This window comes from Telluria sp. BA11, assembly GCF_056680305.1.
Window position 1 is genome coordinate 1448344 of the sequence record NZ_CM155275.1, and the last position, 21205, is coordinate 1469548.

At 63.2% G+C, this 21205-nt stretch carries 16 protein-coding genes; 7 read left to right on the plus strand and 9 right to left on the minus strand.

What is annotated here, in order from left to right:
- The first annotated feature begins 73 nt into the window (after positions 1-73).
- Together AC1MGT_RS06350 and AC1MGT_RS06355 are read left to right on the plus strand one after the other, a co-directional pair.
- Positions 74-481, plus strand: a complete 408-nt coding sequence (locus tag AC1MGT_RS06350; protein WP_499504255.1) for a DUF2778 domain-containing protein — start codon at positions 74-76, stop codon at positions 479-481.
- Positions 478-753 (plus strand): hypothetical protein, encoded by a 276-nt coding sequence (locus AC1MGT_RS06355; RefSeq protein WP_499503474.1) that lies wholly within the window; start codon positions 478-480, stop codon positions 751-753. The genes AC1MGT_RS06350 and AC1MGT_RS06355 overlap by 4 nt, the downstream gene beginning before the upstream one ends.
- Positions 754-789: 36 nt before the next feature.
- Here AC1MGT_RS06355 and flhA read toward each other — a convergent pair whose 3' ends face one another.
- The 3 genes from flhA to AC1MGT_RS06370 form a co-directional block, all read right to left on the minus strand.
- Complete coding sequence (gene flhA / locus AC1MGT_RS06360) at positions 790-2901, minus strand: flagellar biosynthesis protein FlhA (RefSeq protein ID WP_499503475.1); 2112 nt, start codon at positions 2899-2901, stop codon at positions 790-792.
- The gene (gene flhB, locus AC1MGT_RS06365) at positions 2898-4073 is read right to left on the minus strand and encodes a flagellar biosynthesis protein FlhB (protein WP_332532437.1); all 1176 of its coding nucleotides are present in this window, start codon (positions 4071-4073) and stop codon (positions 2898-2900) included. Before flhB ends, flhA begins: the two co-directional genes overlap by 4 nt.
- A gap of 166 nt (positions 4074-4239) precedes the next feature.
- The gene (locus tag AC1MGT_RS06370; protein ID WP_499503476.1) at positions 4240-5550 is read right to left on the minus strand and encodes an MraY family glycosyltransferase; all 1311 of its coding nucleotides are present in this window, start codon (positions 5548-5550) and stop codon (positions 4240-4242) included.
- A gap of 353 nt (positions 5551-5903) precedes the next feature.
- Between AC1MGT_RS06370 and AC1MGT_RS06375 the strand changes: the two genes are divergently transcribed.
- Positions 5904-7028 carry a hypothetical protein gene (locus tag AC1MGT_RS06375; protein WP_499503477.1) on the plus strand — a complete coding sequence of 375 codons (1125 nt, stop codon included), beginning with the start codon at positions 5904-5906 and terminating at the stop codon, positions 7026-7028.
- On the opposite strand, the gene AC1MGT_RS06380 is transcribed toward AC1MGT_RS06375, so the two are convergent.
- The 3 genes from AC1MGT_RS06380 to AC1MGT_RS06390 all read right to left on the minus strand — a co-directional run bounded on the left by AC1MGT_RS06380 (position 7009) and on the right by AC1MGT_RS06390 (position 10037).
- The gene (locus AC1MGT_RS06380) at positions 7009-8016 is read right to left on the minus strand and encodes a fumarylacetoacetate hydrolase family protein (protein WP_499503479.1); all 1008 of its coding nucleotides are present in this window, start codon (positions 8014-8016) and stop codon (positions 7009-7011) included. The genes AC1MGT_RS06375 and AC1MGT_RS06380 overlap by 20 nt on opposite strands.
- Before the next feature lie 55 nt (positions 8017-8071).
- Positions 8072-9166 carry a phospholipase A gene (locus tag AC1MGT_RS06385; RefSeq protein WP_499503481.1) on the minus strand — a complete coding sequence of 365 codons (1095 nt, stop codon included), beginning with the start codon at positions 9164-9166 and terminating at the stop codon, positions 8072-8074.
- Positions 9167-9320: 154 nt separating this feature from the next.
- Positions 9321-10037: a pseudouridine synthase gene (locus AC1MGT_RS06390; protein WP_499503482.1), complete on the minus strand. Its 717-nt coding sequence runs from the start codon at positions 10035-10037 to the stop codon at positions 9321-9323.
- 214 nt (positions 10038-10251) lie between these two features.
- Between AC1MGT_RS06390 and AC1MGT_RS06395 the strand changes: the two genes are divergently transcribed.
- Positions 10252-10662: a hypothetical protein gene (locus AC1MGT_RS06395; RefSeq protein ID WP_499503483.1), complete on the plus strand. Its 411-nt coding sequence runs from the start codon at positions 10252-10254 to the stop codon at positions 10660-10662.
- Positions 10663-11137: 475 nt separating this feature from the next.
- Here AC1MGT_RS06395 and AC1MGT_RS06400 read toward each other — a convergent pair whose 3' ends face one another.
- The 3 genes from AC1MGT_RS06400 to AC1MGT_RS06410 all read right to left on the minus strand — a co-directional run bounded on the left by AC1MGT_RS06400 (position 11138) and on the right by AC1MGT_RS06410 (position 14036).
- On the minus strand, positions 11138-12139 hold the full coding sequence (locus tag AC1MGT_RS06400; protein WP_499503484.1) for a S49 family peptidase: 1002 nt from the start codon (positions 12137-12139) through the stop codon (positions 11138-11140).
- 165 nt (positions 12140-12304) lie between these two features.
- Complete coding sequence (locus AC1MGT_RS06405; protein ID WP_499503485.1) at positions 12305-12964, minus strand: HAD-IA family hydrolase; 660 nt, start codon at positions 12962-12964, stop codon at positions 12305-12307.
- A 91-nt stretch (positions 12965-13055) separates the two neighbouring features.
- Entirely contained in the window at positions 13056-14036 is a 981-nt protein-coding gene (locus tag AC1MGT_RS06410; protein WP_332532445.1) for an RluA family pseudouridine synthase, read from the minus strand.
- Positions 14037-14697: 661 nt separating this feature from the next.
- Between AC1MGT_RS06410 and AC1MGT_RS06415 the strand changes: the two genes are divergently transcribed.
- From AC1MGT_RS06415 to moeA, 3 genes are all read left to right on the plus strand, one after another.
- The gene (locus AC1MGT_RS06415; protein WP_499503486.1) at positions 14698-17904 is read left to right on the plus strand and encodes an Rne/Rng family ribonuclease; all 3207 of its coding nucleotides are present in this window, start codon (positions 14698-14700) and stop codon (positions 17902-17904) included.
- Positions 17905-18105: 201 nt separating this feature from the next.
- Positions 18106-19218 carry a GTP 3',8-cyclase MoaA gene (gene moaA, locus AC1MGT_RS06420; RefSeq protein ID WP_499503487.1) on the plus strand — a complete coding sequence of 371 codons (1113 nt, stop codon included), beginning with the start codon at positions 18106-18108 and terminating at the stop codon, positions 19216-19218.
- Positions 19219-19251: 33 nt separating this feature from the next.
- On the plus strand, positions 19252-21117 hold the full coding sequence (gene moeA / locus AC1MGT_RS06425; protein WP_499503488.1) for a molybdopterin molybdotransferase MoeA: 1866 nt from the start codon (positions 19252-19254) through the stop codon (positions 21115-21117).
- Positions 21118-21205: the final 88 nt, after the last annotated feature.

The window sequence follows — 21205 nt, forward strand, 5'->3', positions numbered from 1 at the left end:
ACCAGGCTTCGAGGGGTCGCATATGGTCGAATGTACGTTCAAACTCAACGGTAAACCGATGAGCACGTTTGAGATGAACTCTTTAAAATTTCCCGCCTTCTCAGGGCTTGGCGAACATAAAAATCGACGCGAGTTCGCTTGTGCAGCAGGCGTAGGCCCAATTCCGCCGGGGGCCTACTACATCGTGAATCGTCAGTCAGGCGGCAGACTCGGTCCGCTACTTGATTTCATCAAGGACAGGTCCGACTGGTTTGCCCTGTACGCAGCCGACAAGCACATTGACGATGAAGTCTTTTGCAATACCGTGAAACGAGGAAATTTCAGGCTGCATCCAGCGGGTACGCGCGGCATTAGTCAAGGGTGCATTACGCTGACAACCCGGACTGACTTCGACGTGCTGCGACATCAACTCATCGCAGCCGGTCATGTTCTCATTCCAGGCACCTCATTGCACGCTTATGGCCGAGTAACTGTCCAATGAAGAGAGCACTGATACGACTGTCTCTGATCATCTGGATCCTTGCTGGCACTGTTGTGCTCGCTCGTTTTCTGATTATCCATCACGACCTTTTCCCACCGTTCCCGGAAGCGTGGGCAATCTGGCTGATCAACCTGTACGGCTCAAGGGATGGCGAAGAGCTCGCCGATCTTGAAATACTCGTCGCCCTGGGGCTGGCCTTCAGCGCGATTCTGACGGTCACGACGCTTGGCTGGCTGGTGTGGCGTCAAGTCCATCGCCCTGCTCCGGCATGATGAGCACGGGGCAGCGCGTGCGCTGCCCCATCCCTGTTACATCGGCACGCCCACCAGACTTGTCACACGAATCGTCTTGGTCTCGGGCACTTCGGCATGCGACAGCACCTTGAGGGCTGGCACGGCGCGGCGCAAAAAGCGCGAAAGCAGCACGCGCAGTGGCGCCGGCACCAGCAGCACGGGCGACAGGCCCATCTGCTCTTGCTGGTTGGCGGCGTGCGCTGCCTGCTGGGCGATCGTGTCGGCCAGGCCTGGCTCGATCCCGGTACCGTCGCCACCCGCGCCCATCGCCTGCATCAACAGGCGCTCGAGGCGGTTGTCCAGGGTCATTACCGACAGCTCGTTCTCGCCCGGGAACAATTGCTGGACGATCGCGCGGCCCAGCGACACGCGCACCACGGCGGTCAGTTCGGCCGGGTCCTGCGTCATGCCGGCGTGCTCCGACAATGCTTCGATGATCGAGCGCATGTCGCGGATGTGCACGCCTTCGACCAGCAGGTTCTGCAGCACTTTCTGCAGCGTCGACAGTGACACGACTTTCGGCACCAGGTCCTCGACCAGCTTCGGCGTTTCCTTGCCCAGGTGGTCCAGCAGCGCCTGCACTTCCATGCGGCCCAGCAGTTCCGACGCGTGCAACGTGATCAGGTGGTTCAGGTGCGTGGCAACGACGGTGCCCGCATCGACCACCGTGTAGCCCATGCTTTGCGCTTCGTCGCGCAGGCTGGCTTCAATCCAGGTCGCCGGCAGGCCAAACGCCGGGTCGGTCGTGACCACGCCTGGCAGCGTGCCGCTGGCCATGCCCGGGTTGATCGCCAAAAACTGGCCATTGAGTGCTTCGCCGCTGCCCACTTCGACGCCCTTGAGCGTGATGCGGTAAGCCGAGGGCTTGAGCTCCAGGTTGTCGCGGATGTGCACTGGCGGCGCCAGAAAGCCCACTTCTTGCGCGAACTTCTTGCGGATGCCCTTGATGCGCTTGAGCAGCTCGCCGCCCTGGTTCTTGTCGACCAGCGGAATCAGGCGGTAGCCCACTTCCAGGCCCAGCGTGTCGACTGGCATCACGTCCTGCCAGGTCGCTTCTTCGCTCTCGGCCGGCGCCGTACGGGCAGCGGCGGCGGCATCGGCCACGGCGGCGGCTTCCGCCTGCGCCGGTGCTTCTTTCTTGCGCTTCGAGATGAAATAACCACCGGCAGCCAGCGAGCCCGCCAGCAGCAGGAACACCACGTTTGGCATGCCCGGGATCATGCCCAGGCCCCCGATGATGGCGGCGGTGATGTACAGCGCTTCCGGGCGAGCGAACAGCTGGCTGGTCAGCTGCGAGCTGACGTCTTCATCGTTGGCCACGCGCGAAACCACCATACCGGCCGCGATCGAAATGATCAGCGACGGGATCTGGGCCACCAGGCCGTCACCGATGGCCAGCAGCGTGTAGATCTTGGTGGCTTCACCGATGGCCAGGTCGTGCATCACGACGCCGACGATCAGGCCGGCGATCATATTGATCACGGTAATCATGATGCCGGCGACGGCATCGCCCTTCACGTACTTCGAGGCACCGTCCATCGCGCCGTAGAATTCGGCTTCTTGCGAGACTTCCTGGCGGCGCTTGCGCGCTTCGTCTTCACCGATCAGGCCGGCGTTCAGGTCGGCGTCGATCGCCATCTGCTTGCCCGGCATCGCGTCCAGCGCAAAGCGTGCGCCGACTTCGGCGATACGGCCCGCGCCCTTGGTCACGACCGAGAAGTTGATGATGGTCAGGATGATGAAGACGACGATACCGACCGTGTAGTTCCCGCCGATCAAAAAGTGGCCAAAGGCTTCGACGACCTTGCCGGCAGCGGCGCTGCCGGTATGGCCCTCGGTCAGGACGATACGGGTCGACGCGACGTTCAGCGCCAGGCGCAGCATCGTCGAGACCAGCAGGATGGCCGGGAAAGCCAGAAAGTCGAGCGGCTTGACCGTGTACAGCGCGGTCAGCAGCACGATGATCGACAGCGCGATATTGAAACTGAAAAACACGTCCAGCACGAACGCCGGCAACGGCAAGATCATCATGGCCAACAGCATGATGATCAGGATCGGGGCTGCCGCCTTGCCGCCTTGTGCTCCAAGGCCGCTCATCCAGGCTGGCAGTTTCATGCTGTTGGTCATTCAGTTGCTCCATTTTCGGGTGCCGGTCGCTGTTGCGAGGCCGGGTTCAGCGGGTCCATCTCGGCAGGTACTTTCAACCTGGTCGGGCGATCCGGATAGTCGCCCTCGCCTTTCTTGTAAGCCCGCAGCTGGTACACGTAGGCCAGCACTTCCGCCACCGCCGAGTACAGCTTTTCCGGGATCTCTTCATCGATCTCGGTGTGCTTGAACAGGGCGCGGGCCAGGGCCGGGGCTTCGAGCATGGGCACCTTGTTCTCGGCGCCCATTTCGCGGATCTTGGCCGCGACGTCATCGACGCCCTTGGCCACTACCCGCGGTGCTCCCTTGCCATCCGCGTACTTCAGTGCGACTGCATAATGGGTCGGATTGGTAACGATCACATCAGCAGTAGGGACATTTTGCATCATCCGGCCCCGGGCCATTTCGCGCTGCATCTGCCGAATCTTCCCCTTAATCTGAGGATTGCCGTCCGATTCCTTCGATTCCTGGATCATTTCCTGGCGCGTCATTTTCAGTTTGTCTTTCCAATGCCACAACTGATACGGGCCGTCGATGAGGGCAATCACCCCCAGCGCGCCGGTGATGAACAGGAACGAGCGGCCAATCATATCGCCGACGTGGGCGCTGCTTTCATTGAGCGGCTCGACCGCCAGCCCCAGCATCGCTTCCTTCTGGCCACTGACGACGATCCAGGCAACGACGCCAATGACGATCGTCTTGATGATGGCTTTGAGCAGCTCGACCAGCGCGTTCTTGGAGAACATATTGCCGATCCCCTTCATCGGGTTGAGCTTGCCGAAGTTGGGCATGAACGCCTTCGACGAAAACAGCCAGCCGCCGATCAACATCGGCGAGATCAGGGCGATGAGCATGACGGCCCCGGCAATCGGCAGACAGGCCAGCATGACGCTGACGATGTCGTTGAGAATGCGTTCGAGCAGGATGTTGGGATTGAAGATCTGTTCGCGGTCGAGCGTGAGACCGGACTTCAGCGAGGTCGCCAGTCTGCCGACGAGCATGCCGCCAAATGCCCACAGGCAGGCGCCGGCCGTCATCAGGACAGTGAACGTCGCCAGCTCGCGCGATCGGGGAACGTCGCCTTCTTCGCGCGCTTTCTCGATCTTTCTGGGCGATGCGTCTTCGGTCTTTTCTGCGTCGCTATCATCCGACATGGTGCCCCCGCTCGATTGCTCTTGAATGTCTCACTGGCGCCTTTGTACTGCGCGTGCGAGATTATCGCTGAAATTGCCGTGCAGACAGATCGAGAACAAGCGGGGAAACCTGCCCCAGTTCAGGGGCGGCGTCGTGCGGATTGGGGACTGCGGGTTGCTTGGGAGATTACATGCGGCGGCGCGCGAGAACCGGCGCTGCTTGCTTGTGGCTGTGATCGGCCAGGCCGCCAGGCTGGTTGGCGGAGGGATTGGCAGCAATGCGGGCAGCAACCAGGCCGGACGTGGCGCCCTGGCCATTGCTGCTGGTCGTGATGAGGGGGTTGACTGCCACCGGCTTGACGGCGACGGTAGCCGCCTTCGGTGCCAGCGGCGCGGTAGCGACCGGCATGATGAACGGGGCATGGCGGCGACGGGCACGCCAGGCCGAAACGACCAGCGCATACACGCCCAGATACAGCGCGAAACTGGCCAGTGCGCCCTGCACCAGCACGGCCGGATCGCCCGCATAATTGACGGCCAGCGCTGCCGGCACCAGGGCGATGCCCCACGAGACCGGCGAGACGAAGGCATTGCGCAGCGGCGGCGGCAGCATGCGCAGGTAGCGCGCCGTGATCGCGGTCTTGACCAGGCTGTGCAGGTGCCAGCTGTCTGGATGCCCCGGATGACGACGGCACCAGAGGCGGCGCATGATCGTAAACAACGTCTCAAAAACCGGGTAAGCGCAGGCCAGCAGCGGCGCCCAGGCCGATACCGACGGATTGCGGTAGACCAGCATCACGGACAACCAGGCCAGCAGGAAGCCAAGCAGGTAGGCGCCGCCATCCCCAAGGAACAGCTTGCCCAACGGGAAATTGACGACGAAAAAGCCGGCCGTCACGGCGCAGATCACGAAGCACAGCTGCGCCAGGTGAATGTCGCCAGCGCCCATGGCGATCAGGCCCAGCGTACCCAGGCCGATGACGACCGTGCCGCTGGCCAGACCATTGAAACCATCGATGATATTGACGGCATTGGCCACGCCGCCGACGGCAAACGCGGTGAACAACACCGAGAACGGGAGCCAGCCGAGCATGCCGTCGAGCAGTGGCAGGCCCGTGTGCTGCAGCGTGACGCCCGTGAGGAACCAGCACACCACGCCACTGCCGATCGTGGCCAGCAGGCGGGTGCGTACAGAGACGGTGCGGGTCAGGTCTTCGGCCAGGCCAAAGACAAAGGCTGGCAGCGAGGCAATGAGGACCGGCAGCAGCAAATCGCGCTGCGCCTGCGGCAACACGCCCAGCGCCAGCCAGAGGCCGGTCATGATGGCGGCGCCGCCGATCCGTGGGGTTGGGGTGATATGAAATTTCTGCACGCCACGCGTTGCATCAAGCGAGTAGCGGCCGTGCCAGCGTGTGGTGAGCACGAGCAGGAGCGATACGATCAGCGATGTGGCGAAGCCGATTTCGAGGCCGGCTAATGGCAGGTTATAAATACTCATAGAACCACTTTGTTAACTCGTCAATTCTATCGCATTTCGGGTCATTTCTTCCCCAATCGTGTTGCTGCAGGGTTTCTCACGCAATTTCACTCATCATTAACGGTGTAGTGCAAGCCCTTGATTGTGAACGATTTATTTAGTGATTTTAGGTACGTTGCGCTGCAACAATCAATAGTACAGATACTTCTCCTACCATTTCTCCACAAATTGTTACACTTTTCTATAGTGATATTTAGATAGATTTATTTCTTATTACCCAATTGGGGCGAATCATGGCGCGTCGATATTCAACCGTACGAGCGTTCTATTCGATCGTCATGTTATGTCTGGGCGTTATGCACTCTGCACATTCAATGGCCCAGAGCGCTACGCCGTCCGACCTGCTCGAAGCACGGGCGCGGCTGCAGGAAGCCGAAGCCCGGCAGGCAATCGCCGAAGCAGAGCGCGCCGAATTGCTGGCGCGCCTGCCACCAGCACAAACCAAAGCGCTGGGCGGCAGCGTCGATACGCGCGGCTTCGGCGCCGCCGGTCTGGCGCGTGCGTTCGACCTGACGCTCGAGCTGGCAGCCGGGGTCTGCCACATATTGCCGCCCGACCGCGTTGTCATCCTGTTTGACCCGCTTGTCAGCCAGGGCATCGTGGTGGCGCGTACTGTCGATGCCGCGCTGGTCCGCCAGGCGCAAGAGCTGGCCGTGCGCAACGCCGCGCTGCAACGCTATATCGAGGCCAGCACGCCGGCGGCCGCGCGCCAGCGCAGCGCCCTGCTGCTGGCCTGGCTGACCGCGCCGACGATGGTGCTGCGTGCCGGGGCCGACCTGGCCAGCCTGTTCAAGACCGACACCACGCTGGCCGGCACCGCCTACGGCGACGGCGCCCGCGCCCTGTTTGCCAGTGCCATGGCGCGCAACTGCCCTGCGCGCCTGGCTGGCCTGAGCGGCGGCTATATGGGCGAACTCGACGTCACGCGCCATGCGGCGCTGCTGGAACGGGTGCGGCTGCTGGGGCTGGAACGCGCCGCGCTCGCCCAGCACATCGACGCACTCGACGCACTGGCCGCCGCCGCCAAGGGCGAGCGCAAGAAAGAGCTCGCCGCTATTGCGGCCGCTGCGACGGTGCAGCTCAAGGCGGTCGACAGCTTCATCGACTCGCTGCGCGCGGGCGAAGCCAGCGACAAAAGCCCATTGTTTACAACGGCGCGCTATCTCGGCCAGGCCGAACACAGCGCCGGCGCACTGGTGCTCGATGTCGACCTGCGCCTCGAAGGCCTTGCCGTACAGCGCGATCACCTGTTCACGGGCGAGCACCTGGCCTTGTCCGGCGTGGCGTTTCTCTGGTACCGGCTGCATGAACCGGATGGGCGGCTGGTGCGCGCCGATGCGCTGCGCCGGATCAGCCGGCCGGTGCGGGTCGATCTGCGTGGCGTGCCAGGTAATGACGGCTTCTGGGACGAACCCGGCGTCAAGCCACCGCGGCCTTGAGCGTTTGCTCGATCGCGCCAAACAGCGATGTGCCCTTCTCGTCGAGCATCTCGATGCGCACCGTATCGCCAAAGCGCATGAACGGCGTGACCGCGTCGCCGCCAGCAGCCATCTCGATCCAGCGTGCCTCGGCAAGGCTGGCATAGCCCGGCGTGTGGCGCCTGGTCGCCCGGTTCGACACGACGCCCGAGCCGACGATCGTCCCGGCCGTCACCGGCCGCGTCAGCGCCAGCGCCGACAGCAGTTGCGCAAAATTGAACGTCATGTCCTCGCCCGCTTCGAGCGTGCCGACCGGATTGCCATTGAGGCGCACACGCAGCGGCAACGCGGCTTTTCCGGCCGCCCAGGCGTCGCCCAGCTCGTCCGGCGTGACCGCCACTGGCGCAAACGCGGTGGCGGGTTTGGCGTGCAGCAGGCCGAAGCCCGCCGCCAGTGCATCCGGCGCCAGGTTGCGCAGCGTGATGTCATTGGCCAGCAACAACAGGCGGATCTGGCCCAGCGCCGCATCGGGCGTCGCGCCCTGGCGCAGGTCACCGCTGACAATGGCCAGTTCGGCGCCGAAGTCGATGCCCCATTCCTCGCGCGCCAGCACCAGATCCTGTGTGGGGCCGAGCAACCCATCGGCTGCGGCCTGGCGCAGCTGCGGCGCGTCGCGCCATGCGGCCGGCAAGCTGCTGCCAAGTGCACGTTGTTCCAGGTCGTGATGGTGCAGATAAGTCGCGCCGCACACGCGGGCGCTGGCGCGCGGCAGCGGCGCCATGCATTTTGTAGGGTCGAAGTCGAACGCACGGCGCGCTCTGGCGTCGCCCTTGCCGTCGTTCAGTTGACGGTAGAGTGCATCGAGTTGCGGGGCAATGAAGACCCAGTCATCAAGCGCGGCGCGCAAACTCGGCGCGATGCCGTCGGCAATGTGGGCAGTGGTCAGGTCGCGCGACACCACGGCCAGTTGGCCGTCGCGGGTGCCGTCGTCCAGCGAGGCAAGTTTCATGGGCGGGCTCGAAGAATCAAGCCCGCCATTCTACGGTACGGCAGGTGTGAAGCGATCAATACTTGACGATGACACCGACGCCCAGGCTGCGCTGGAAGTAGTTGTAGTCGATCATGCTCTGGCCGTAGCCGGCGAACGCATTGACATAGCCCTTGATCGGGCCGACGAGCGGGAATGCCCAGCCGACCTGGACTGCACCCTTGTCGGTGCTGAAGTTACGGCGCACGAGGGCCGAGATTTCGTGGCCGCTACCCATGCGGTAATTGCCGGCCAGCTCGAAGCGACCCATGAAATCGGTGATGTCCGGGTTGTTGTCGTCTTCCAGCGATTCATTGACGCGCTTCCAGAGCTTGGCGGTCATGGTCAACGGGCCACGCTCCAGGCCGACCTGGGCGTAGTAGCGGTTCCAGCTGCGCGACAGGCTCGACGACTGACCGTTCGACTGGTGCACGAAGCCCAGGTTCAGGAAGCGCACATTGATGCCGGCCAGGGCGAAGTCCAGTGGCATGACTGCCATGATCTCCGGCTGGTAATTGGTTTCGCGGAACGGGCTCGATGCCTTGTGGTTGGCCGCCTGCCAGAACGAATTCTGGGTATAGCCGAACCAGACGTCGATCGGTTGCTCGAACAGCGTCTCGACCAGCTTCATCTTCACGCTGAGCTGGAATTCCAGTTCGGCCTTCGACAAGCCTTCGGCATCCGGGTCGGTCGCCAGGAAGTCGGCGTACGGCGCTTCGTTCGGGCGGTGGGTACGGGTCGCGATCAGGTAGTTCGGGTGGTGCGGACGGAACTTGAACGCGCCGCGCTTGTCGCGTGGATCGAGTTCCCAATGGCTGCTCAGCGTGTATTCAGCGGCGGCCTGGACGGTTGGATCGACGGTGGCGGTGTGATCGACGGCGCTGTTCAGCGGTGCGTCGAACGCGCTCTGGGCAGCCACGGCCGGTGCGACGACCGGGGTCGATGCGGTGCTCGCGGCAGCGGCGCTGCCGGTGCTCGCAACGCGGTCGAAACAGGCGAGGCGCTGGGCACTGTCGAGAATCGGGGTGCATTCGGCCAGGGTGGCCGGCTGGCTCTGTGCCATGACTGGCAGCGCCAGCAGCAATGGAATCAGGGCGAGGGAATGGGAGAGGCTCGGTCGGTATGCGTACATGGTTATTTTTCTGGAAAATTCATTCGTGCGACAACCGGTGCCCGGACGCCGTCGGAACGGAGTGTCGCGGAAATCGGCTGACTATGTCGCACGAATATTGTGGTTAAGCATGTTCCGTTGTGAAATTTCCACAACAGCATGCGGATGTGGTATGTCAGTCAGGTACGAGCAGGTCGAGCTGTGCCTGGTCGAGGAAGCACCACTCGCCTTCTTCGAGTCCCAGCGCGGCCAGCGTCAAGCCGCCGATCTGGGCCCGGTGCAGCGCGCTGCAGTGATTCTCGGCAGCGGCCAGCATGCGCTTGACCTGGTGATATTTGCCCTGCTCCAGCACGATCTCGATGGATTGTTCGCCCAGCTTGACGCACGACACCGCCTTCAATGGCGCCGGCTCATCGTGCAGTTGCACGCCAGCGAGCAGCTTGGCGACGAGTTCCTCGGTCACCGGTTCAGCCGTCGTGGCGTGGTACACCTTCGGTACGTGGCGCTTGGGCGACGATTGCGCGTGGATGAACGGACCGTCGTCCGACATCAGGAGCAGGCCAGTGGTGTCATGATCAAGCCGGCCGACGGGCTGCACATCGCGCCAGGTAAATTGCTCTGGCAACAGGGTCAGCACGCCAGGATGGTGGCTCGGCTTGCGCGAACATTCAAAGTTGGCCGGCTTGTACAGCGCAATATAGACATGCTCGCGGTACGCCCATTCTTCGTCGAAGACGGTCAGCACCAGGCCGTCGGTCTCGAACGTGGCCTTGAAGTTGTCGGCGACCTCGCCATTGATGGTGACGTCGCCATCCTCGATCAGGGCGCGGCAGTATTTGCGGGTGCCGAATCCCTGCGATTGCAGGATGCGGTCTAGGGACAGTTTACTCATGGGGCGAGACTTTACCAGAACAGGTCCGGCACGGACAGACTGACAATTAGAGCAATGTTTTTTAGTCAACTTGCATGCCGCGGTTCATTTGAGCAGCGTCAAGTCTGCAGAAATTCTTATTGATAGACTTCAACATGTTAGGAATCCGCCTAACGACCATGATGGTTGTTTGCCATACATCAAGGTGCAATTCCGCCAGAGAACAGGACTGAACGTGAACGATGATCTCGACACCTGCTACGAAAAGCTTTCCCCGCATGAAGTGCATTGCGCGCGCCAGCGCGTTGCACGAGTACATGCGGCGCTTTTTCCCACGCTGATGGCATTGTCGCGCTGGAGCAGCGGCGCCCGTCCCTTGCCGCATCATGACCAGTTCCGGCTGCGCGCTGCGTGGTTTGCCCGTGTCGGCGGCGACCATCAGGGCTGGCTCGAACGCGGCGGCTTTGCCCAGCATGACGATTTGCCACCCTTGCGCCAGCCCACCATGTGGCACCCGCCGCGCCTCGTGTTGCCTTCGACGCCGCAGGCGAATGACACCATGACCGACCACTGCAACGACAACGAACTGCACCACCCGTCACGCCGCATCGGCCGCGATGACGACGCCGCCAGTGCGGCAGCCTGACCTGATTCCTGCAACGCCCGTCACTGCAGCGCCAGCCCGCACTCCCTGTCCACCAAAAAAAACACGGCAGCCTGGTCGGCAGACGTAGGGTGGGCGGCTGCGCCGCCCACGCGTTCAAACCAAGCGTGCTCCGTGATAAGCGAAGGTGCGTCGAACGCGTGGGCGGGAAAACCCGCCCACCCTACGTCCTACATCGCTCCGTAACATGCCAAGGCGAGTTGGACGCATCCACGCGTAATTGCTCCACCAAAAGAAAACGACGGCCTGGGCCGTCGTTTCCATTCCCGCCACGCGCATGCACGCGCCCGGGACAGTCTTACCGCGAGGAATAAAAATTCTCTCGAAAACCGCACAGAGGTGCGGTCGCCAGCGTTCGCCGTCCGGGATCAATAGGTGAGCAGGTTAACTGATCCACCGCAGCGTCGGCCACCGTTTCACTATAGCCGCATATCCTCTGGTTTCAAGGACAACATGCTTAGCGCAATTTGGGCACGGCGCTGTGATACGCCGCCCGGACGGCGCTTTCACCCACCGACGCCCCAAATTTCTTCAGCACCCGTTCCGGCAAGCCTTCGTGCGCCGTGTAGTCGACGATGTCTTCGGCCTTGACGATGTCGCGCGCCACCGTATCGACCGTGCCAAAGGCATCGGCCAGGCCCATGTCGATGGCGCGTGCACCGGTCCAGTACAGGCCAGAGAACGTCTCAGGCGTTTCTTTCAGGCGCTTGCCGCGCCCGGCGCGCACCACCGAAATGAATTGCTGGTGGATTTCGTTGAGCATCGTCTGGGCATGTTCGCGGTGTTTTTCCGATTGCGGGCTGAACGGATCAAGAAACCCCTTGTTTTCGCCGGCCGTCAGCAGGCGGCGTTCGACACCCAGCTTTTCCATCGTGCCGGTAAAGCCGAAGCTGTCCATCAGTACGCCCACCGAGCCGACGATCGAGGCCTTGTTGACGTAGATACGGTCGGCGGCCGAGGCGATGTAGTAGCCGCCCGAGGCGCAGATCTCGTCGACCACGACATACAGCGGTTTATCGGGATAGCCGCGCTTGAGGCGCTGGATTTCGTCGACGATGATGCCTGCCTGCACCGGGCTGCCGCCAGGGCTGTCAATTCGCAGCACCACAGCGGCCGAGCCGGGATCGGAAAACGCCTTGTTCAGCGACGGGATCACGGTGTCGGCCGCGCCGCTGCCTTCGGCTTCGATCTCGCCGTTGATTTCGATCAGCGCCGTATGGCGGCCGAGGTTTTCGGTGTCGCCGCTGGCGAAGTTGAAGTCGTAGTAGGCCCACAGGGCCAGCAGCGCCACGATCAGGAAGCCGAGCTTGAAGAAGATGCTCCAGCGACGCGCGGAGCGGCGCTCCTGGACGGTGGCAAATACCAGTTTCTCGAGCGTGTCGCGCTCCCAGTTGCTCATCGTCGGATTCGACGCGAGCCGGCTGTCGCCGGGTTGGTCAATGCTCGTATGGTCACTCATAAAGTCGGGAAGGTGGACGACGAAACGCCGTCCCCGCGCGTCACGCGCGGGGCTGTTCGTGCGGCAATCAGTATATCGTGCCAGCGCCCTCGCGTACGGTCGGCAAGACCACCCGTACGCAGCAGGTCCGCTTCAGCCCGCTCTCAGGCTTCAGTGAACCCGACCTCAGGCGTGCTCGAGCAGCCAGTCATGCAGCTCGGGGATGTTCTTGGCAGAGAACAATGGCTGGCAGGCGTGGAGCTGGCTGACCGGATGGGCACCGAACTCGACCGCGATACCGGCCGCGCCGGCATTGGTGGCCATCAAGAGGTCATGCGTCGTGTCGCCGATCATCACCGTCCGCCGCAAATCCTGGCCAAGCTCGCGCGTCAGCTCTTGCAGCATCGCCGGATGCGGCTTGGAGAATGTCTCATCGGCGCAACGTGTTGCATCGAAGATCGACAGCAGCCCGGTCGCATTGAGCGCGCGGTTCAGACCAACCCGGCTCTTGCCGGTGGCCACGGCCAAAAAGTAACCTTCGCCCGACAACGCATTGAGCATCTCGGGCACGCCCTTGAACAGCACCAGCTGGTGGTCCTTGGTCAGGAAATGGTGCCGGTAACGCTCGACCATGCGCGGATACAGCGCCGGCTGGATATCGGGCATCACCGCCTGCATCGCTTCGGCCAGGCCGAGGCCGATGACGTGCGCGGCCGACGAGTCGGTTGGTACCGGCAAGCCCAGGTCGCGCGCCGCCGCCTGGATGCACTTGACGATGGCGGCGGTACTGTCCATCAAGGTGCCGTCCCAATCGAAGACGATCAGGTCGAATTGTTTTCTAGCCATAATTAGTGGCGGCAAGGCCGCCGGTCCCCTGTTGTTTTTTATTGGTGCGCTGTCGTACTTGCGCGATTCGATTGCTGTGCGCCAGGTGCTGCTACACCGGGGCGCCCAGACTGGTCAGGAAGCGCTCGCACTCGGCCGGCATCGGCGCGCGCAGAGTCATGCGCTCGCCCGAGTCAGGATGCGTGAACGTGATCTGGTGCGCGTGCAAAAACATGCGCTTGAGCGCGCCACGGCTTTCATTCGCCTTGTGCAATTGCTTGTTGAACGCGAAATCACCGTATTTTTCGTCGCCCAGGATCGGAAAGCCCGACGAGGCCAGGTGAACCCGGATCTGGTGCGTGCGCCCTGTCTTGAGCTCGGCTTCGAGCAAGGCGAAATTGTGCCATTTTTTTAACAAACTGAAAATCGTGTGCGCTTCCTGACCGCCGGCCTGGACCAGCACGCGCTTCTCGCCTTCCGCGCTCGTGTATTTATGCAGCGGCAAGCGGATGTGCTGGCGCTTGTTGACCCAGTCGCCTTTCACGGCTGCATAGTAACGCTTGTCGGTCGTGCCTTCGCGCATCTGGTCATGCAGGTGCGTCAGCGCGCTGCGTTTCTTGCCGATCAACAAGAGGCCCGAGGTTTCGCGGTCGAGCCGGTGCACCAGTTCCAGAAACTTCGCTTGCGGGCGCGCGGCGCGCAATTGTTCGATCACGCCGTACGACACGCCGGAGCCGCCATGCACGGCCACGCCGCATGGCTTGTCGATCACGAGCAGATGCGCATCTTCATAGACGACGGCAAATTCGGCGCCCGGCGCGGCGTGCTCGGCCGACTTTTCAGCAATGCGGATCGGTGGAATACGGACGGTGTCGCCGGCAACCAGGCGGTACAACTGGTCGATGCGGCCCTTGTTGACACGGACTTCGCCGGAGCGAAGGATGCGGTAAATGTGGCTCTTTGGTACGCCTTTACAGACACGCAACAGGTAGTTGTCGATGCGCTGGCCGGCTTCTTCTTCGTCGATTGTCACGAACTGCGCTTGCAGTGCTGCGGGGGATGAAGGGGGGACACTATCGTTCTGCATTGCCATTCGGTCTGTCTTCCCAGAAATTCTCTCTAAGTCCTTCATTTTGAATATATAATCGACAGGCGGCGGTCAAACCTCTGCTGGTGTAAGAATTAAAATGAAATTTTACACTGGGGCACGCCCCATCGGCCCCGCCAAGTGCAAATTCGATGGAAAGAACGTGTACGCACATCCTTGCGCCAATCAAGGTTGCAACCGATTTGTAATCGGATTGCGCGCAATGATGCCGGATTGGATTGTCAGGATTCTTAAGGATAAGTACCAGCAAGCATCCTTAACAAAGTGCTTGCCGGTTGATGGTGTCGATAACGCTTGTCGTTTTCGCTGACCCCGCTGCTGCAGCATCCACACCGCTTGAGCAAGGCTGTCTCTTCGCCTCCAGGCCGGTCGGTTGCTGGCGCCCAGGGTCGGCTGGCTGTGGCACACCCTCCCTTGTTCGTTGCTGTGCCAACCCCAATGTGGTGGCAGGTAACGAACAAAAGTTGCGGCGTGTTTAGACAATGACGTTCGGCCCCACAGCGCCCCGTTGCGGCAGCGAAATTACTTTGCTGTACCGCACGCCCGGGCATACCCCCTCCTGTCACCCGTCCCCGCATACATCCCTGTAGCTGCGCCGCCCGCGAGGGCGGCCTTCACACGGCCCCCGGGTCACGGAGTACTAAAAATGAAACGCATGTTGTTTAACGCGACGCAGCAAGAAGAGTTGCGCGTCGCTATTGTCGATGGCCAGAAGCTGATCGACATCGATATCGAGACTGCCGGTCGCGAACAGCGCAAGTCGAATATCTACAAGGGTGTCATCACCCGCATCGAACCCTCCCTCGAAGCCTGCTTCGTCAGCTACGGCGAAGACCGCCACGGCTTCCTCCCCTTCAAAGAAGTCGCCCGCACGTATTTCCGTGAAGGTGTTGACGTGCGCAATTGCTCCATCAAGGAAGCGCTGCGCGAAGGCCAGGAAATCATGGTCCAGGTCGAAAAAGAAGAACGCGGCAACAAGGGCGCTGCCCTGACTTCGTTCATCTCGCTGGCCGGCCGCTACCTCGTCCTGATGCCGAACAACCCACGCGGCGGTGGTGTATCGCGCCGCGTCGAAGGCGAAGAGCGCCAGGAACTGCGCGAAACGATGGACAAGCTCGACCTGCCGCAAGGCATGTCGGTGATTGCCCGCACCGCCGGCATCGGCCGCAATGTCGAAGAGCTGCAGTGGGACTTGAACTACCTGATGCAACTGTGGCGCGCGATCGAAGGTGCCGGCAAGTCGTCCAACGGCGCGTTCCTGATCTATCAGGAATCGTCGCTCGTCATCCGCGCGATCCGCGATTACTTCCAGCCGGACATCGGCGAAGTGCTGATCGACACCGACGAAATCTATGAACAGGCGCAGCAGTTCATGAGCCACGTGATGCCCGACATGGCGCACCGCGTGAAGCGTTACAGCGACGACGTGCCGCTGTTCTCGCGTTTCCAGATTGAACACCAGATCGAAACCGCCTACGCGCGCACCGTGCCGCTGCCATCGGGCGGCGCCATCGTGATCGACCACACCGAAGCGCTGGTCTCGATCGACGTCAACTCGGCCCGCGCCACGCGCGGCTCGGACATCGAAACGACCGCCTTCAACACCAACTGCGAAGCAGCCGACGAAGTGGCGCGCCAGTTGCGCCTGCGCGATCTGGGTGGCCTGATCGTGATCGACTTCATCGACATGGAAGTGGCCAAGAACCAGCGCGAAGTCGAACAGCGCCTGAAGGACGCCCTGCACCATGACCGCGCCCGCGTTCAGATGGGCAAGATTTCGCGCTTCGGCCTGATGGAACTGTCGCGCCAGCGCCTGCGTCCGTCGCTGTCCGAAGGCTCCCACGTGACCTGCCCGCGCTGCTCGGGCACCGGCCACATCCGCGATACCGAATCGTCAGCCCTGCAAGTCCTGCGCATCATCCAGGAAGAGGCGATGAAGGAAAATTCGGCCGCCATCCACGTGCAGGTGCCCGTCGATGTCGCCGCCTTCCTGCTGAACGAAAAGCGTGGCGAAGTGCTCAAGATCGAGAATCGCCACCGCATCACCGTGATCCTGATCCCGAACAAGCATCTGGACACGCCGCACTACAAGCTCGAGCGCATCAAGCACGACGATCCGCGCCTTGAAGACGCACACGCCAGCTACGCGATGGCCGAGTCGGCCGATACCGACATGGCCTACGCAAAGCGCCAGAAAGAAGAAGCCAAGCCGCGCCAGGAAGCCGTCGTCAAGACGATCACGCCGGCCCAGCCTGCGCCACTGGTCGACCGCAGCGAAGCAGCCAAGCCAGTCAAGCCCGCCGCCGCCCCTGCTGTTTCGGTGCCGGTGGCTGCACCGGTGGAAGAAGAAGGTTTCTTCGCCAAACTGCGCAACTTCTTCTTCGGCAAGCCAGAACCGAAAGGCGCCGCACCCGCCGTGCTGGTGGAAGTGCCTGTCACCACTCCTGCGCAGGCAGAGCGCGACCGCAACAACCGCACCAAGAATGGCCGTACCGGTGGCCGTCCAGGTGGCAAGCCAGGCCGTGAACGCGAAGAGCGCGAGCCGGTTGCCAAGGCGGCCGCACCGGGCGAAGAGCTGACCAAGGGCCCGGACGCCGAAGCGCGTCCACCACGCCCGCCGCGTCCTCCACGTGCACCGCGCGAAGGCCGCGAGCCGCGTGAACCACGCGAGCCGGCCGACGCCGCGCCACGTGCCGAAGGCGCCGAGCGTCCGGAACGTGGCGAGCGTCCTGAACGCGGCGAGCGCAAAGAGCGCCAGCCACGTCAGCCACGCGAGCGCACCGAGCGTACGGAACGCACCACCCAGGTCATCGAAGCCAAGCTCGACGAAATCAATGTCAGCCAGGTGATGTCGAACACCACCGTCGCCGTGACCACGACCGGTCCGGAAGGCAGCCAGGAAGTCGTGCAGCAAGTCATCAAATCGGTGACCACGATCGGCCCGGATGGCGAAGAAGTCGAGATGGATGGCGACGAGCCACGCCGTCGTCGTCGCCGCGGTGGCCGTAACCGCAACCGTCGCGACCGTGACCAGATCGAAGGCGAAGGCGGCGAAGGCAACGAAGACGCACCAGCGTTCGCGCCGGTAGCGGACGAAGAAGTGGCCAAGGTGGCAGCAGCTGCCCGCGCCGCCCGTGGCAAGCAGGCGCAGTCCGGCGCCCAGGCGCCGTGGCCGTTCCCGACCTCGGCATCGATCGCTGCCAAGGATGATGCGGCGCAAGCTGCAGCTGCAGCACCAGCACCAGCACCAGCGGCAGCGGCTGCGCCGGTGGCTGCGCAAGCGGCGCCGGTCGACGGCAATATGTTCCCGACGTCGGCATCGATGGCGGCAACGACGGCCGTGGCAGCGCCTGCCAATGTCGAGCCAGTGAACTTCCCGACGGCGGCATCGATGGGGGCGCCGGCAGAGGTTTCGGCACCAGCATCGGCACCGGCATCGACCGAACCGGTCATGTTCCCGACGGCGGCGTCGGTGGCGGCTGAGCATTCTGCTGAACCGATCGTGGCCGAGGCTGCGCCTGCACCAGCGCCTGTCGAGCCGGCGCCGGTGGTGGAAGTCGCCCCTGCGCCAGTTGTCGAGCCTGTTACCGCCGTGGCCGTTGAGCCAGCGCCAGTGGCAGCACCGGAAGTGACCACGGCGCCTGCGCCAGTGGCTGCTACCCCTGCGCCAAAGCTGGACGACATGCTGGCCGAAGCAGGCCTGCAACTGGCTGCGACCGATCCTGAAAAGCTGCGCGCCGCCCAGGCCGCAGCAGCGCAGGCGGCCACGCCGGTGCGCGTTGGCCGTGCCCGCAAGCCGGTCGTCGTGCCGGTCGACGAGCCGCTGGTGCAGGTCGATACCAGCCGTCAGTAAGCACTTGGCAATAAGCAATAAGCAATAAGCCGTAGCGTACGTCGTTCCCGCGCAGGCGGGAATCCAAGTTCATCAGCGTTGCGATAACGCTGGCACCTTGGGTTCCCGCCTTCGCGGGAACGACGCATTTGGGCCGCATTACTCCCTCCAACGACACACCCTCGCCCGGCAGTATTCCCGGGCGCATGCTATCGTATTGGAATGGCTGAAAAAATCATCCTTATCAATGACCTGCGCTCATCGAAGTTGCGGGTCCCGGCCGTGCCGGAAGCACCTACGGGCCTGCTGAGCGACGCGCTCGGCCGGCCGCTGCACGACTTGCGCATTTCCGTCACTGACCGCTGCAATTTCCGCTGCGTGTATTGCATGCCGAAGGAAGTGTTCGACAAGGATTACCAATACCTGCCACACGGCGACCTCTTGTCGTTCGAAGAGATCACGCGCGTGGCGCGCCTGTTCGTTGCACACGGCGTTGAAAAGCTGCGCCTGACGGGCGGCGAGCCGCTGCTGCGCAAGAATCTCGAACGCCTGGTCGGCATGCTGCGTGCGCTCCCTACCCCCAGCGGCCGTCCGCTCGACCTCACACTGACGACCAACGGTTCGATCCTGGCGCGCAAGGCGCAAGCCCTGAAAGACGCGGGTCTGGACCGGGTGACGGTGTCGCTCGATGCGCTCGACGACGGCGTGTTTCGCAGCATGAACGACGTCGACTTTTCGGTGGCCGACGTGCTGCACGGCATCGACACCGCGCATGCGGTGGGCCTGGGGCCGGTCAAGGTGAATATGGTCGTCAAGGGTGGCACCAACGTCGACCAGATCCTGCCGATGGCGCGCCACTTCAAGGGCTCGCCGACGATCCTGCGCTTCATCGAATTCATGGATGTGGGCGCGTCGAACGGCTGGGACATGCGCGACGTCGTGCCGTCGGGCGACGTGGTGCGCCGCATCTCGGCCGAGCTGCCGCTGGCGCCGGTGGCCGCCAACTACAGCGGCGAGACCGCATCGCGCTGGCGTTACCTCGATGGCGACGGCGAAATCGGCGTGATTTCCAGCGTCACGCAGGCGTTCTGCGGCGACTGCAGCCGCCTGCGCCTGTCGACCGAAGGCAAGCTGTATACCTGCCTGTTCGCCACGCGCGGCCACGATATGCGCGCACTGCTGCGCGAAGGGCATGACGACCTGGCCCTCAGTGGCGCCATCGCGCAACTGTGGCGCGGGCGGGCCGACCGCTATTCCGAAACCCGCTCGGCAGAGACCGGTACGGGCCAGCTGGACGGGCCGCGGCGGGTTGAAATGTCCTATATTGGTGGCTGACAGCCGGTGGTTAATCAAACGATGGAGGCAGGCTTGATCAGCGGGTTGATTCTGGCGGGCGGGCGTGGCTCGCGCATGGGCAATGTGGACAAGGGCTTGCAACCGTTCCGTTCCAGCACGATGGTCGAACACGTGCTGGCGCGTTTGCGGCCGCAGGTCGGGCCATTGCTGATCAGCGCCAACCGCAATCTCGACACGTACCGCGCATTTGGCGCGCCCGTGCTGACCGACGAGATGGCGGATTTTCCGGGCCCGCTGGCCGGGCTCGAAACGGGCTTGCGCCACTGCGCCACGCCGTATCTGCTGACCGTGCCATGTGACTCGCCATTTCTGCCCCCCGATCTGGCCGCGCGCCTGTTCGCTGCGCTGCAGGAGCACGACGCCGACGTGGCCTACGCCGCAACGCAGGAAGCCGGCATGCTGGTCCAGCCACATCCCGTGTTCTGTCTGGTGCGCGCTGACCGCCTGCCCGTGTTGTCGGCCTATCTGGCCCAGGGCGGCCGCCGGGTCGACGGCTGGTACCGCGACCTGAAGGCCGTCGAAGTCGTGTTCGACGACGCCGACGCGTTCCGCAACATCAACACGCTCGACGAGCTGCGCGGACTCGAGCAACCGGCCTTCCCCGCCAGCCTGGCGCAAGTGGCCAGCTGCATCAATGGCTATGACCCGGACGCGCTGCCGGTGCGCGATGCCCAGCGCATCATCCGCGAATTCGTCCAGCCGGTGCGCGCCCTCGAGATGGTGGCGCTGCGCGCAAGCCTGGGCCGCGTGCTGGCGCGCGACCTGGTCTCGCCGATCAACGTCCCGGCGCACGATAATTCGGCGATGGACGGCTACGCACTGCGCGGCGCCGACCTGCCGCAGGACGGCGTGGCGACGTTCAAGGTGGTCGATATCGTCTATGCGGGCAAACCGTCCGCTGTCGTGCCCGGCCCAGGCGAATGTGTGCGCATCATGACGGGCGGCGTGATGCCGGCCGGCTGCGACAGCGTGCTGCCACAGGAATTTGCCGACAGCGGCGACGACGTTGCGATGACCGTGCGCGCCGGCGCTATCCGTGCCGGCGATAACCGCCGGCTGGCCGGCGAAGACCTGAACATCGGCAGCGCAGCGCTGAAGGCGGGCCGCATCATCCGGCCGGCCGACCTGGGGCTGTGCGCGTCGCTGGGCTTCGCCGAAATCCCTGTGCAACGGCGCCTGCGCGTGGCCTTCTTCTCGACCGGCGACGAACTGCGCTCGATCGGCGAGCCGCTGGGTGAAGGCTGCGTCTACGACAGCAACCGCTATACGATCTACGGCATGCTCCAGCGCCTGGGCTGCGAGATCATCGACATGGGCGTCGTGCGCGACAGCCCGGAAGCACTGGAAGACGCGCTGCGCACCGCCTGCGAAAACGCCGACGCGATCATCACGTCGGGTGGCGTCTCGGTCGGCGCGGCCGACTACACCAAACAGGTGATGGCGCAACTGGGCGACGTCACGTTCTGGAAAGTGGGCATGCGCCCGGGCCGCCCACTGGCATTCGGGCGCATCACATCGAACGGCCGCAGCGCCTTCCTGTTCGGCCTGCCGGGCAATCCGGTGGCCGTGATGGTGTCGTTCTACTTCTTCGCGCGCGACGCGCTGCTGCAGATGATGGGCGCCAACGCCCCACTGCCGCTGCTGCAGGCGCGCTCGTCCGAGGCGATCCGCAAGAAGCCAGGCCGCACCGAATACCAGCGCGGCATCGTCGCGCGCAGCGTCGACGGCACGCCCGAAGTCCGCCTCACCGGCGCCCAAGGCTCAGGCATCCTGCGCTCAATGTCCGAAGCCAACTGTATGGTCGTCCTGCACGACGAGCAAGGCAACGTCGCCGCCGGCGACATGGTCGACATCTTGCCATTCGAAGGCCTGTTCTAACCCCCTAGACGCAGCGCCACACCTACCGCAATCACCAAATTCTTGCCCCCAGCCCCTTACAAAACAATAAACAATTAGGGTCAGAGTC

Bases quoted from the DNA above. Each gene is read 5' to 3' on its own strand.
- AC1MGT_RS06400 (WP_499503484.1), bottom strand. From the start codon at position 12,139: ATGAGTGACCATACGAGCATTGACCAACCCGGCGACAGCCGGCTCGCG.
- flhB (WP_332532437.1), bottom strand. From the start codon at position 4,073: ATGTCGGATGATAGCGACGCAGAAAAGACCGAAGACGCATCGCCCAGA.
- AC1MGT_RS06355 (WP_499503474.1), top strand. From the start codon at position 478: ATGAAGAGAGCACTGATACGACTGTCTCTGATCATCTGGATCCTTGCT.
- AC1MGT_RS06390 (WP_499503482.1), bottom strand. From the start codon at position 10,037: ATGAGTAAACTGTCCCTAGACCGCATCCTGCAATCGCAGGGATTCGGC.
- AC1MGT_RS06370 (WP_499503476.1), bottom strand. From the start codon at position 5,550: ATGAGTATTTATAACCTGCCATTAGCCGGCCTCGAAATCGGCTTCGCC.
- AC1MGT_RS06410 (WP_332532445.1), bottom strand. From the start codon at position 14,036: ATGGCAATGCAGAACGATAGTGTCCCCCCTTCATCCCCCGCAGCACTG.
- flhA (WP_499503475.1), bottom strand. From the start codon at position 2,901: ATGACCAACAGCATGAAACTGCCAGCCTGGATGAGCGGCCTTGGAGCA.
- AC1MGT_RS06350 (WP_499504255.1), top strand. From the start codon at position 74: ATGAACTCTTTAAAATTTCCCGCCTTCTCAGGGCTTGGCGAACATAAA.
- AC1MGT_RS06385 (WP_499503481.1), bottom strand. From the start codon at position 9,166: ATGTACGCATACCGACCGAGCCTCTCCCATTCCCTCGCCCTGATTCCA.
- AC1MGT_RS06405 (WP_499503485.1), bottom strand. From the start codon at position 12,964: ATGGCTAGAAAACAATTCGACCTGATCGTCTTCGATTGGGACGGCACC.
- moaA (WP_499503487.1), top strand. From the start codon at position 18,106: ATGGCTGAAAAAATCATCCTTATCAATGACCTGCGCTCATCGAAGTTG.
- AC1MGT_RS06380 (WP_499503479.1), bottom strand. From the start codon at position 8,016: ATGAAACTTGCCTCGCTGGACGACGGCACCCGCGACGGCCAACTGGCC.
- AC1MGT_RS06375 (WP_499503477.1), top strand. From the start codon at position 5,904: ATGGCCCAGAGCGCTACGCCGTCCGACCTGCTCGAAGCACGGGCGCGG.
- AC1MGT_RS06415 (WP_499503486.1), top strand. From the start codon at position 14,698: ATGAAACGCATGTTGTTTAACGCGACGCAGCAAGAAGAGTTGCGCGTC.